The 13,719-nt window shown below is 46.6% G+C and carries 11 protein-coding genes and 1 tRNA gene; 3 read left to right on the forward strand and 9 right to left on the reverse strand.

What is annotated here, in order from left to right; translation table 11 throughout:
- Positions 1-10 precede the first annotated feature (10 nt).
- From ACI6NM_RS04770 to ACI6NM_RS04785, 4 genes are all read right to left on the reverse strand, one after another.
- A complete protein-coding gene (locus ACI6NM_RS04770; RefSeq protein ID WP_262428075.1) occupies positions 11-1,282 on the reverse strand; it encodes a BaiN/RdsA family NAD(P)/FAD-dependent oxidoreductase in 1,272 nt (423 codons plus the stop codon).
- Positions 1,275-2,777, reverse strand: coding sequence for a polyphosphate:AMP phosphotransferase (pap, locus tag ACI6NM_RS04775; protein ID WP_262428076.1), 1,503 nt, complete (start codon positions 2,775-2,777; stop codon positions 1,275-1,277). Before pap ends, ACI6NM_RS04770 begins: the two co-directional genes overlap by 8 nt.
- 84 nt (positions 2,778-2,861) lie before the next feature.
- A complete protein-coding gene (locus ACI6NM_RS04780; RefSeq protein WP_022272564.1) occupies positions 2,862-3,971 on the reverse strand; it encodes an aldo/keto reductase in 1,110 nt (369 codons plus the stop codon).
- A 19-nt stretch (positions 3,972-3,990) separates the two neighbouring features.
- Positions 3,991-4,377 (reverse strand): DUF3783 domain-containing protein, encoded by a 387-nt coding sequence (locus ACI6NM_RS04785; protein ID WP_022272563.1) that lies wholly within the window; start codon positions 4,375-4,377, stop codon positions 3,991-3,993.
- Positions 4,378-4,629: 252 nt separating this feature from the next.
- Between ACI6NM_RS04785 and ACI6NM_RS04790 the strand changes: the two genes are divergently transcribed.
- From ACI6NM_RS04790 to ACI6NM_RS04800, 3 genes are all read left to right on the forward strand, one after another.
- Positions 4,630-4,950 (forward strand): hypothetical protein, encoded by a 321-nt coding sequence (locus ACI6NM_RS04790; protein ID WP_262428077.1) that lies wholly within the window; start codon positions 4,630-4,632, stop codon positions 4,948-4,950.
- Positions 4,902-5,882, forward strand: a complete 981-nt coding sequence (locus ACI6NM_RS04795) for a transposase (protein WP_262428078.1) — start codon at positions 4,902-4,904, stop codon at positions 5,880-5,882. The genes ACI6NM_RS04790 and ACI6NM_RS04795 overlap by 49 nt, the downstream gene beginning before the upstream one ends.
- Positions 5,883-6,228: 346 nt before the next feature.
- Positions 6,229-6,302, forward strand: a tRNA-Pro gene (locus tag ACI6NM_RS04800).
- A 75-nt stretch (positions 6,303-6,377) separates the two neighbouring features.
- Here the strand turns inward: ACI6NM_RS04800 and ACI6NM_RS04805 are convergent.
- From ACI6NM_RS04805 to ACI6NM_RS04825, 5 genes are all read right to left on the reverse strand, one after another.
- Complete coding sequence (locus ACI6NM_RS04805) at positions 6,378-7,850, reverse strand: IS1182 family transposase (RefSeq protein ID WP_337810799.1); 1,473 nt, start codon at positions 7,848-7,850, stop codon at positions 6,378-6,380.
- Positions 7,851-8,395: 545 nt separating this feature from the next.
- Complete coding sequence (locus ACI6NM_RS04810; RefSeq protein WP_262427982.1) at positions 8,396-9,688, reverse strand: IS110 family RNA-guided transposase; 1,293 nt, start codon at positions 9,686-9,688, stop codon at positions 8,396-8,398.
- A gap of 222 nt (positions 9,689-9,910) precedes the next feature.
- Complete coding sequence (locus tag ACI6NM_RS04815; protein WP_438501052.1) at positions 9,911-10,483, reverse strand: HNH endonuclease; 573 nt, start codon at positions 10,481-10,483, stop codon at positions 9,911-9,913.
- A gap of 4 nt (positions 10,484-10,487) precedes the next feature.
- The gene (locus ACI6NM_RS04820) at positions 10,488-11,135 is read right to left on the reverse strand and encodes a hypothetical protein (protein WP_262427980.1); all 648 of its coding nucleotides are present in this window, start codon (positions 11,133-11,135) and stop codon (positions 10,488-10,490) included.
- Positions 11,135-13,714, reverse strand: a complete 2,580-nt coding sequence (locus tag ACI6NM_RS04825; protein ID WP_262427979.1) for an ATP-binding protein — start codon at positions 13,712-13,714, stop codon at positions 11,135-11,137. Before ACI6NM_RS04825 ends, ACI6NM_RS04820 begins: the two co-directional genes overlap by 1 nt.
- Positions 13,715-13,719: the final 5 nt, after the last annotated feature.

The following is a 13,719-nucleotide window of genomic DNA, read 5'->3' on the forward strand; positions in this document are numbered from 1 at the left end:
TTACGGGAATTTATTCATTGATCATCCGGATCTGCCGGTCCCGGACGTGCGCTCCGGCGCTTCTTCCCGCCAGCATCCCCGTGGACCAGGCGATCTGCAGGTTAAAGCCTCCCGTAACGCCGTCCAGGTCCAGCACTTCTCCGGCAAAATAAAGGCCCTGGGCCTTTTTAGACTCCATGGTGGCGGGATTGATCTCCTTTACGTCCACGCCTCCCTGGGTGATGATGGCCTCGTTATACCCTCTGAGACCTGTGAGGGTCACATGGAAGGATTTGGCGGCCTCCACCAGCCGCTCCCGCTCCTTCGCCGTCACCTCATTGACCTTCTTCTCCGGATCAATGCCGCTCCTGGCCACCATCACCGGGACCAGCTTTGCCGGAAACAGCCGGTTTAAGGAATTTTTAAACCGCTTGTTCTTCGCCTCGTCAAAATCCCGCAGGATCCGGGCATCCAGCTGCTCCGGCGTCAGCGCCGGCTTTAAGTCGATGACCAGATCCAGAGGCCGCTTTTTAATGATCTTTGCAGCAAAGCTGCTGGCGCTTAAGATCACAGGACCGCTGACGCCAAAATGGGTAAACAGCATTTCCCCAAATTCCTTCCAGATGACCTTCTTCCCGTCATACACCGTCACCTCCACATTTTTCAGCGACAGTCCCTGGAGCTTTTTTACATCCTCTTCCGCGCAGGTGAAGGGCACCAGGGCCGGGAAAAGCTCCGTCACCGTATGGCCCGCGGCTTCTGCAAACCGGTAGCCGTCCCCGGTGGAACCGGTGGCCGGGTAGGACAGGCCTCCTGTGGCCACGATCACAGCTCCGGCTTCGACCATTTTCCGGCCTTTTTCCAGGACCACGCCCAGACACCGGCCATCCTGGCAGACCACCTCTTTCACAGCCTCATTATAGCGGACGGACACTCCCAGCCGCTTCATCCGCCGTTCCATGGCCGCGATCACATCCGATGATTTATCTGATACCGGGAATACCCGGTTGCCTCTCTCTATTTTTAAGGGACAGCCGCACTCGCCCATAAGTCCCATGACGTCAAAATTGGAAAAGCCATAAATGGCGCTGTATAAAAATTTTCCATTGGACACCATATGGGAAAACAGGTCCTCTGTATCGCAGCTGTTGGTCACATTGCAGCGTCCCTTTCCTGTGATATATATCTTTTTTCCAAGCTTTTCATTTTTTTCATATACCACCACCTGGCATCCTGCCTGGGCGGCTCCTATGGCGGCCGCCATACCGGCTGCGCCGCCGCCTGCTATCACTACTTTATTCATGTTTTTTCTTTGCTTTTTCCACTTCTTTTATTTTCTTCTCCAGCGCGTCCGCCACGGTCTCCATCACCTTGATGCGGGCGTAATACTTGGAGTTTCCTTCCACCACGATCCAGGGAGCGTCCTCTGTGGATGTCTTTTCCAGCATCTCGTTGACCGCTTCCTCATACTGGTCCCACTTTTCCCGGTTTCTCCAGTCCTCGTCTGTGATCTTCCACTGTTTTTCAGGATTCTTCATCCGGTCGTTGAACCGCCGTTCCTGCTCATCCTTATCGATATGGAGCCAGAACTTCAGCACCACAGCCCCAGAATGCACCAGATGGGCTTCCATATCGTTGATCTCCTGATACGCCCTGTGCCATTCCTCCTCCGTGCAGAAGCCCTCGATCCGCTCCACCATGACCCTGCCGTACCAGGTCCGGTCAAAAACAGCCATATGGCCGTCCTTGGGGAAACGGGTCCAGAACCGCCATAGATAATGGTGGGCTTTTTCTGTGCTGCTGGGGGAGGCGGTGGGACATACCTGGTATCCTCTGGGATCCAGATGACTGGTAAGACGCCTGATGGCTCCGCCCTTTCCAGCCGCATCCCATCCCTCAAAGCCTAAGACCACAGGGATCCTGTACCGGTACAGGTCTCCATGGAGCCGCTCCAGCCTTTTCTGTAACTGATCCAGCTTTTTTCTGTACTCCTCCCGGTCCATGGTCTTTTCCAGATCCACACGGGAGAGGATCCCTTTTTTATATTTATCCGGCGGCAGCGGAGGCTCGAACCGGGGAGTTTCCCGGCCGGCGGCTTTTTTCTCCAGGGCCGCCTCCATGGCCGACGATACTGCTTCCATAATTGCAAGAGCCGCTTTTTCCTTATGGGCGGCATCGATGACCGTCCACGGAGCCCAGGGCACGTTGGTGGCATCGATCATCTCTTTTGTGATCCGGGCGTATTTTTTATAGCGGCGGTTTCTCTCCCAGTCGGCTTCTGTGACCCTCCACGCCGTATCTGCTGATGCTTCCAGCTTTTTAAACCGTTTTCTCTGTTCTTTCTCTGAAATTTCAAGAAACAGCTTAACAAGCACTGTCCCGTCGTCTGTCAGCTGTTTTTCAAAAGCCCGGATATCCGAAAGGCTTTCTTCTGTCTCTCTTTTTCCCAGATCCCTGTCAAACCGGTCCGCAAAGATCCGTCGGTTCCAGCTGGTGTCAAAAATGGCGATCCGGCCCTTTTCCGGGCAGCGGATGGCAAACCGCCATAAAAACGGGTGCATGGCCTCCTCTTCCCCGTCCCGGTCTCCCGTGTACACGTCAAAGCCCCTGGGATCCAGCGCCTGGATCAAGCGGCTGATCTGGAGGCCCTTTCCCGCAGCATCGAAGCCGTCAAAGGTGATGATGACCGGGATCTTCTCATCCTTAAGCCGTCTCTGGAGAACGCCCAGGCGGGCCGCAGCCGCAGCCAGACGGGCTTTATCTCCTTCTTTCCGGCTCTTCTTTTTCTCTTCCTGCATAAAAGGACCTCCATTTCCATATTTATTTTCCTGCGTTTCCCGGATCCGGCCGGCTTTATCCGCCGGCCGGCACGTCCAGTCCGCCTATACGAATGCCTGGGCTACTTTTGGCATCATCTCGCTGATCTTAATATGCTGCGGACATTCCTTTTCACAGTGATGGCAGGCCCGGCAGGCGTCGGCCTTAACGGACAGGGCCTCATATGCCTCCTTAGCCGGGGTCATGCCGTGGCTGGCAGTCATATTATATGCAGCAAACAGCTCCGGAATATTCAGGCCAAAGGGACACGGCATGCAGTAAGCGCATTTGGTGCAGTTCACAAGGGCCATTTCGTCGAAGATCTTTTTGGCTTTTTCGTAAACGGCCTTTTCTTCCTCTGTCACCATGCCCACATGGCTGCGGCTGGCGTATTCCAGGTTGGCCTCCACCTGCTCCGGCTCGGTCATGCCGCTTAAGAGAAGGCTTACCTCCGGCTTATCCCATAAGAAGTCCAGGGCGTATTCCACATGGGACTTTCCTTCCGGGAAGGCCTCGGCCACATGGGGAGCCAGGTTGGCCAGCTTTCCGCCTAACAGCGGCTCCATGATCACAACGCCCAGTCCCTTGGAGGCTGCATATTTTAAGCCTTCGGTCCCTGCCTGGTGGGTCAGGTTGATGTAGTTATACTGGATCTGGCAGAAATCCCAGCCGTCATAGGAATCGATGATCTCCTTGAACAGGTCCAGGGAATCATGGAAGGAAAAGCCTATGTAGCGGATCTTTCCAGCGGCCTTGGCCTCCTCCAGCTTCTTTGTCAGATTGAGTTTTTTCACCTTTTCCTCATAGCGTTCCCTGCTTAAGGCATGGAGCAGGTAAAAATCGATGTGGTCCGTATCCAGCTTCTTTAACTGTTCATCCAGATATTTGTCAAAGTCATCCTCCGTCTCCAGGAGCCATACAGGCATTTTATCTGCCAGGTACACCTTTTCACGGTAGCCGTCCTTTAAGGCCTTTCCAACTACCAGCTCGCTGGTGCCCTGGTGATACGGATACGCGGTGTCCACATAGTTGACGCCGTTATCGATGGCATGACGCACCATAGCGATGGCTTTTTCCTCGTTGATGGTCTTGTCTTCGTTGACCGGGAAGCGCATGCATCCAAAGCCCAGAGCCGAAACCTCAACACCAGTATTACCAAATTTTCTGTACTGCATATACAATTCCTCCATTTATTTATTGGGAACCTCCCTTTGTCATCGCTTCATGTTCCCTGGCGATCTCTTCATACAGCTTTTCCCCATCCCAGAACTGGTTCACAGGGGTCAGCACTGCTTTATAGTCGATACGGCCCACCCCGGACCGGTACAAGGCGTGGATCACCGCATCCACCTGCGCGGACGCCAGGCCTGCCATGACCATCATCTCGCAGTCAAATTCTGTACCCGGGCGGTCATTTTCCGCCGGAGGCACCTCCTTCACTCCGGCCAGGTATCCCACCGGCTGGAAATATTCCTCCGGTCCCACGGTCCTCATCCGCAGTCCCAGGGGGAGCAGCGCCCGCTTTACCTTTTTTAACCGTTCCTGATCCTTAAATCCGTACAGCAACACTGTTTCTTTCATACGATCTCCTGTCTGTTTTTTCATGTCCATTTCTGAAGCTGTTATTCTTTTATTATATCAATTTTACTGTTTTAATGCAAGACTGGCGTTCCTTGAGTTTCCGCAGTTCTATCCACAGAACTATCAATCAGCCTTGCTGATGATACACAACTTTTAAAAAATGCCCAAAATATAAAGAATCCTCTTCCTTTTTGGTGTAAAATTTAAGTGATCAAACAAAAATCTACTAAACAAAAAGAAGGAGGATTCTTTATGGTCAATTTTACATCAAAAACCTATCAAATGAAACGGGAAATTTTAACTTTTTCAAATAAAATTTCCAGAAAGTTTTCCAAACCAGATAGAAAGTTTATGGCTGACATGAATTATGACATTCTTGCTTCCAACAGTTGTCTGCTTACAGATATTGTTGACCAGTTACATGAGCCGTCTAAAAAGCTCAACAGCGTTGACCGCCTTTCCAGACATTTGTCAAAAGGTACTCCCAAAGACGCTTTGCACGCTTACTTAACCTGTTTAAAGAAATGGTGCCCGGCCACCCTGTCATTTATATCGATGACAGTGACATTGTAAAACCGGAGGGGCATAAATTTGAAGCCCTTGGCTGGGTGCGGGATGGATCCGAGAGTACCGCTGCAAAAAATGTCTATCAGAAAGGTTATCATGTAACAGAAGCCACGGTTCTTACCAGCAGCCATCATCCAGTCAGCCTTTTTTCAGAGATCCATTCTTCAGCTGAAAAAAATTTCACTTCCATCAACGATATTACTTTTTCAGCCATGGAACGGGCATCCGCATTATTTGAAAAAGCAACCTTTGTCATGGACCGGGGTTATGATGATAACAAGATGTTCCTTAAGCTGGATTCCATGGACCAGGATTATGTGATCCGTCTGACTGCCAAGCGAAAGCTCCTGTATCATAACAAATGGGTATTTGCCACAGAACTGCGCAGCCGCAGGAAGGGAAAAGTAAAACTCCCTCTACATTACAAAGGGAAATCACAGGATGCTTATCTTTCCCATGTAAAAGTACAGATCACCGCTTCGAGGAAAGATATCAATCTTGTACTCGTTTATGGAATCACAGAACATCTCATGATACTTGCCACCAACAAAAAGCTCCAATCGAAAGACGATGTGATAAAGATTGCAAAGCTTTATTTTTCCAGATGGCGTATTGAGGACTATTTCCGTTGTAAAAAACAGATGTTTCAGTTCGAAAACTTCCGGGTACGGAAGCTCCAGGCAATCAATGCCTTAAATTTTTATATCATTTTATGCATGGCGTTCCTGGCTCATCTTTCCATGAAGCCGGAAACAAATGCTCTTAAGGCTGCAGTCATAAAGACTGCAGCTCCAATAAAAGAAAGAATCTCTTTCTGCTATTACCGGCTGGCAAAAGGCATCTCTGGCATACTGTCCTATGCAAAAGAAGGCATCAGACTATGGCTCAAGACAAAACGTCCTGCAAACCGTCAACTCTGCCTCAAGCTGACGGTTTGAATAGAGAAAAAACAGTTCTCCCCAAAGCCCGGTTCCAGCGGGGCTTATAAAAGTGCCTCTAATCACAGAACTGCCATTCTGAAATTTTCAAAAAGTCGGCAGATTGGTACTTGGGGCAGATATGTTCATTTTGGAATTACAGTTTGCGGAAACTCAAGTGGCGTTTCGTTCCCGACAGTCCTTCCGCTTTATTTCCCTTTGCCCTTCCGTTCCCCCCTCCCACGGTCTTTTTCACGCCTTTCCCGGTCTGAAGTTTTACTTTTTGAGCGGTTTTTTAAAATTTTTTATTTTTTTCCAAATTACCTGTTGCAATTTCCAGGATTCCCTGTTATAATAACTTTTGTTCCGGGGTATGGCGTAGTTTGGTAGCGCGCTCGGCTGGGGGCCGAGAGGTCGCAGGTTCAAATCCTGTTACCCCGATTTTATGTTTTAAAAAGGATTTCTGGAAATTGATTCCAGAAATCCTTCAGACTGTAGACAAAGTTGGTGCTGGGATTATTCCCAGCACCACTTTTCTACATATAGCGATTCTTCTATCAAAAATCTTAAAAAACTCAAGATTTCCGATGTTTTAGAGGCCCTGTTTCCCAGAATTCTGGCCAGCTTTTTCAGATTCATGCAGGCAAAAGTAAGCCCCGCTTTCATTTCCATCCGGGCTTTTCCAATATACTGGGTATAGCGAAAGCCATGCTGTTCTTTCGCTGTTCCGAAGATTCGTTCAATGGTTTCTTTTCTCAATTCATATATCGCTTTGTTCCCAAGGGTATGACGGATGTCTTCTGCCATTTCCATATATTCTTCCCAAACATGACGCATTACTACCTTCACATGATTTTTGCTTTCCGTACATTTATGGAGACTTGGGCAATTGGCACATAATTCTCCACAACTGTGGTATTCTTTGTATCCATCACGGTTCGTGGTACGATAAGATAATATCTGGTTTTCCGGGCATAAGTAACAATCATACGCCTCATCATATACATACTCGTATTTACGGAAAAATACGTCTTTCGTCATTGGCCTCTTGTATGGAAACAATGGCTCCACTCCATCTTCCAGCAATTCGTGGGCGATCGCCGGTGTTCGATAACCTGCATCTGCAACAATCATTGCAGGGTGATAATGCTTTATCTTATCATAAAGAGGTTTAAAGGTTCGGCTGTCATGTTCGTTTCCTGGATGAACACTGTAACCGAGGATCCAGCCATGTTTATCACAGGCTGTTTCTACTGCGTAGGCGAAAACATGTTTATGTTCCCCCTTACGAAACCATCCACTTTCTGGATCGGTTGTACTGCACTTCTGTGTTTTTACTCCTTCAGGAATCTCTTCTTGAGAATCCATACTGCCTCCACTTCCGGAGGATGGATCATTCCGGTCTTTTTCCTTCAACGGTTTCTTCCCATGGGATTCCCGGTCTTTTGCGATTTCTTTCTGGAGCTCCTCTTCATACCAGAGCGCCTGTTCATGGGCCACCCGTTTTCTCATTTTTTTGCTGTTTGCGCATGCCTTAACATGAGTGGAATCTACAAAAATCTGCTCCGTATCTACCAGGTTGAATTTCATGCAGTCTTCCAGTATCTTTGCGAAGATCTGCTCAAAAAGACCGGTATCTTTAAAACGGCGGGTATAATTCTTTCCGAAGGTAGAAAAATGAGGAACCGGATCCATCATATCAAGCCCCAGAAACCAGCGATACGCAACATTTACTTCGATCTCCCGAATCGTCTGCCTCATACTTTTAATCCCGTAAAGGTATTGGATAAAAGGGATTTTGATCAGCATAACCGGATCCATACTCGGTCTTCCATTATTAGGGCAGTATTTTTCTTCCACAAGATCATAAATAAAAGTCCAGTCAATGGCTTTATCAATCAAACGCAGCATATGGTTTTGTGGAACCATGTCATCCATACAGAACATGATTATCTGTTCTCGTTTCTTATCTGCATTTTTAGTCATCATAAAAAACACCGCCTTTCTGATAATTCCATTATACCAGAAAAACGGTTATAAATGTAGAAAAGCCCGGCTTTTGCTGGGACTTTGTCTCCTCATATAATCAAGTGTTTTTTATTGAAAATTCAAGGTTTTTCAACCTTTATATCTCAGTGAATAAGCCAAAGCTATGAGCATTTCGATGTATCAAGTACCGAAATAGTGGTTAAAAGGTATACGAAATAAAACGTCATTGATTTCCGCTTTACTGGCCTTGTGTATACCCATCCCTCTATGGCAGCTAACCTCCTATATCCACCAGGATCATCTCTGTCTCCAGAGGTCCTAACTTCCTTCGTCCTGCCTGCCCATAACCAGGGTGTCAGCTATGCTCCTTAACGGGGTCATATGCCCCATGGTGACTATTTCTGCCGACTACTGGCTCATTCTTTGTATTGTTGATTACTGACTTGCTTCCTGTATCAGCACTGTGATTAGTGGACGTTATCTGCTACATTCTGCCTGATTCAGTGGCTGCCCACATGACAGCCTCCACTATAGTTACTTTTTTCTTATGCTGCTTGCAGATAAGCTTCCGGTCTCCTGATATCACTGACCATCTTTTTGGGATCATAATCCACACCTTTTGTCAGCATCGCATAAAAGACACGTATCAGCTTGGTTGCAACCGCCATAAGTGACTGCATCTTCTTTAATGGATTCCGTCTTCTGGTTGTGTAATAATTATGGAGTTCTCTGAACTCCGGGTTCTTCGCCACAAGCGACATTGCAGCCTCAAAGAGCAGGTATCTGAGTCTCTTTCGACCTCGTCTGCTTATTGTTGTCCCGCCCTTGTGCTTTCCGGAACTATTCTCAACCAATGCCAATCCTGCAAGCTTCTGCAGTTCCTTCGGATTGTTGAAGCGGCTGATATCACCTACTTCTGCAAGAAATCCTGACACTGTCCTGATTCCCACTCCTTTGATCTCTAACAGCTTTTCAGCCATCGGAATCCCTTTTACCAGTTCTTCAATTAGAACCATAACTTCCTGTAGACGCATATTTCTGGATTCATAGTCCTCCAGAAGCATTCGGATTTCCATTCTTGCAGACACCGCACCTTCTTTGCTTCCAACGCTGTGCCCAGCAGCTTCTATCAGGGTCTTCGCCCTCGCTTTTCCAACTGCCCTTAACTTCGCATCCCGCCAGATCTGGTTCACCCCATCGATACCTAACGTCAGGATATCTTCAGGAAGTGGTGCTGCTTTAAGGATCAGCATTCCGCTCTTGGCATCCGGCTTTCCGTATACCGTCTTATATTCGGGAAAATATATATTGAACCAACGACTGATCCTGTTTTGAATTCTTGTAAGTTCCGCCTGTAACTGGAATCTTATGTTTGATGCTGTTCTGAGATCAGCGTAAACACCATCCGGCAGGTATGGGATCATGTAACGTCCCTCTCTCACTAATCCTGCTATAACTTTCGGATCCTTACGGTCATTTTTAGTTGGATTATTGTCGTCGAGTTCTTTTGATTTTTTCACATGGTGAGGATTCACGAGAACCGGTTTCATTTCATTATCCTGTAGAAACTTTCCAAGATTAAACCAGTAGTGCCCGGTCGGTTCCATACCTGGAACCACCTTTTCCTTCTCATGTCTATCTTTGAGGTCCAGGATCCATTCCTTAAATGTCACAAATCCAGCCTCTGTGTTGCTAAACTTAAATGGTTTCTTCGAATACTCGATTCCTCTGTAATCAAAAGCTCTAGCATAGTGCGTTTCACTTCCGACATCAATTCCGAGTACCAAAGTTTTTTCTGTAATAGCTTCAATTTTTGCATTCTGTGTGTTAGACTTCATTGTAGATACCTCTCTGTATAATAAGATTTTTACTAACCTGCCAGTCAGTAGTCTTATTGTACTCTGAGGTATTTTCAATTTTCAATGTCTACGCTTTTTATTATACAGGAAGCTCCTTATTTTCGTGCTGTTCAAATTTTATTATCACTTATTATCCCTACTCCATATCCTCTTTGAATACTTTCATCCCATTATATGCCGCACGAAACACTCGCTCCTTTTTCATATATTCATCGGAAACTTTCCCTTTGATTTTCGCCAACAGCTGACGTCTCTCCCTATCTGTTTCCCGTTTTTCCATATCCTCAATCCTGTCATAAAGCAATTCCAGCCGTTCAACCAGCCATGCCAGATTATGATTGGGCGATAAAGTTTTAACAGACGAATCATCTCACGGCCTTTGGGATCCTCCGAATCAATCCCGCCCAGTTCATTTCGGTAAAATATATCATTGTAGTCTGTCATCACGGGATTATAAAATAATTCGTTGACAATCCGGTCATCATGTTCCAAATCGCCCTTATATTTATCGCCCTTTGACAGATTACATTTTGGACAGGACCACATAAGATTTTGATAATCCGTCTTCAGTGAATCTCTCTTCCCCTCAAACGCCTTTTTAGGAATAAAATGTTCTATGTGATAAGGAGTCGTAACCAGCCCTCCCGGCATATTGCAATAACAGCATCGGTCAGAGAAATCTTTCTTCAGGATGTCTCTGTATTTCTTTTCATCGTCAAACTTTTCCTTACATGTCTTTTGTATCTTGTGATTTTTAAATGCCGCGTACCTCATCGTATCATCCTAACAAATCTTCGTATTTTTTCAGCTGCTCAAAAGCCTCTTTCAGATCATCCATGTCCATAGATTTATCTACTACCGTCTGATAGATCGCCTTGTACCTTCCCAGGTCATTCTCAATCTCCATGACCTTTTCCATTGCGTCCATATCCGATCCATTCTGCTCCAACCGCATAAGGTTTGCCGTCAGTTCCGCCTCCAGATTCGCTCTCCTGGATACGTATTTCTTCATATTCAACAGGATTTTCCCTACCATGACAGCACATTCCGGCGAATCCACCTTCAAAAATTCCTTTTTGGCATATACCTTATCCGCATCTGTATGCGGAGACTCCAATCCCTCGTCCGGTACATTTGTCAGGATCACCACCGGAAATTCCGGTATCTCCTCATGCATGAACTCGATAATCTCCCAGCCTTTTATCACATCTTTCGTGGTATCAAGCCGAAAATCCACGATCAAAGCATGAATCCGATCTGCCGATATATCCTCTTGTATCTCCTTAAAAAGGTCCTCTTTGGAACGTGAATTCAATTCATACTCTTTAAAAGCAACAGGCGTGCCCTCCGTAATATTATCCAAAACAGCTACCTGAATATCTGCACGCTGCCCCGCCACATCATCAATAATACCAATCTGATACATCACGTTCTCCTTTCCGGCTTTTTCCATGCAATCCGCAGACCAAAGCCATCTTTCTTATCCATAACAGAAATCACCCCGTTATACCGTTCGACGGTTTCCTTTACCACCCATAGCCCCAGCCCTGTCCCAGCTGTCGATGTCTTAGCATCTTTCTTAGAAGTTTCTCCCATCTCAAAGATCTTATCCGGATTGTCCTTAAACTTTTCATCCAGACAAGGGCCATTGTTTTCCATATACAGATACAGCATATCCGCACTCTCTTCCAGCGTAAAGGCGATCTCTCTCTTTGGATTGTGTTCCCGCTCTAGAAACCATGCCGCGTTCAGCAGAAAATTGTTCAATATGATATACATATCAACTACTGCCATCTGTATCCGGTCATCCAACTCCTTTTCTGCAAAGATATCTGGCCTAATAACTATATGTTTCTCCTCCAAAAGAAGGCTCCATTTCTCAAGGATATCCCTTATTACCTTCTGCATTGAGATCTCCTGGCGCTTCAGGCTCTCTTTCTTCAATCCTTCCATGACCACATCCAGAAATGCGGCTGTCACCCTGTCAGTTTTTTCCAGCGCATCAATCCACGGATAAGGATTGTAAGCTGCTATCCCCGTATATTCCTGCCCCTTTAAAATATGTCTTACGCGGCTTCTGATCTGGGATGCCCGAACATGGAATTGTGTGTTAATGGCATTAAATTCATGAAAAAATGTGTTCAGTACAATCCCCGATGAACTGAGAATCTGAAGGATCTGCTTGCTGTTCAGCTCCCGTTCCGAATCCTGCATCATCTTATAAACCGTATCAAACATCTCATCTTCTGAAAAATCATTTTCCTGATTCTCATCCGCATCGGGTGACTGGTTATCTGCAGGCTCTTTTTCCTTATTGCCAGAATCACGCTCCTCTTTCTGCTTCTTTCGGCGTTCTTCCTCTCTTCTAGCTGCCTCCTGCTTAACCTTTTCCGTATAATCAGACAATTCCTCTTCAATCGACTTGATCCATCTGGCGTATTCACGGTAAATATACTGTCTGTCGAATTCAAACTCCTTTAGGCACTCCTGAAGGAGTTCCACAAAGATGTAATAGGTATCTGTGAGCGCGATTCCCTCCCGGTTGGCCATGTCCTCCAGATAGGGGTTGGCTTCCCGCCCAATCTTCACCAGACCAATCATCTGGTACGGCTGTACGCGCCATGCACCACTGGGATGCGAAATCGATGCCGGACTTTTCTGTGCACGGCCCCCCATCCCAAGCCAGTCATACAGCGCACCCTCATCTCCATAAGGACGCACTTTAAAATCATCCCTATACAGTTTCACGCCAGAAAACTGATTCAGCAGCCGCTTTCGATCTCCCGCAGTAACCCGCTTCATTATATCATACTCATTATTTGTATTTCTCAAAAAGTACATTTCTGCAGTGAATGGCCCGATCTTGCGCGCCTTTTCCAGCTCATCGGGAGGAATGATGTTCTCTATCTTCTTTTCAATGATGCGCTCCTTATCATAAGCAGCCTTTTGATATCCATCCCTTTGAAACGCCTCCCTGGACCAAAATTCTTCTATCTGCCTCGTTGAAGACGCGCCATACATCTCCACTGTTATTTTGCGCTTGGACAGGTTCACTTCGTTGCGCAGAAGTTTGATTTTAAGTATCTCCTGACCATCGAACTGTGCAAGAATCCGATAATCATAATCTTTGGGATCAATTGCAACTTTTTCTGTCTTATAACAATATTCAGGATAAAATGCATTATTCACAATCACTTCAAAACGATCAACACTCCCGATTGGATTAATACTCTTTAAGTTTGTATTGACCTTTTGAAACAGACGACCGCTCCAGGCTTCCCGCACGGGACTCAGGATGATCATGGTTCCCGTCGCCCAGTCATGCTCCTCCAGCATCGTTCTCTCTTTCATTGCTGTCACCCGTGCCACAATCTGTTCATAGTCATCTGGCTGTTCCTCCAACTCTGCCTTCACCTCATTGATAAGCTTAGCGCTGGCAAACTGGTCCCAATCCATGCTCCACTTAACAACCGTTTCGCTGGCTTTCGCTTTCGTATACACCACCGACTTAACCGACAGCTTATCAAGCGCAAACCTTCCGATTCCCTTTGCCCCAGTTTTAACTCGCCCTTTATCCGATCTTATGTCATACTCTTTATTGCTGGTTCCAATATGCATCCACGCTGATTTTACCGTATCGGCAGTCATACCACAGCCATTATCTGCCACAATAATCTTGTTATGAGCAAACAAAATCCCTCTTAACTGCGCTTCCTCTGCCTCTGACAAGCTAGCCTTTTTCTTCAGCTTGTCATCCTCTGTCTCGTAACAGTCAAGCACAAATTTCAGTTCGTCCTCCGAAAGATTTTTCACAAAACGATCCAGAGAATCCACCATAGTTGGAACATCCGGAAACGGCATGTAAAAATAAATCCAAACGCAGGAGGCATCTGCATCATACGCATTCTTGATCAGTTCAATCAAGGCCCCATCCACATCCGCAATATTCTCACGGCCAATCAGCCGCGCCGCTTTCGCTCCAACTGAAAATTCGATTTTCTGCATATCTG

Source organism: Pilosibacter sp. YYHA0881 (assembly GCF_051602715.1).
In the GTDB taxonomy this organism is placed as follows: Bacteria; Bacillota; Clostridia; order Lachnospirales; family Lachnospiraceae; genus Alitiscatomonas; species Alitiscatomonas aceti.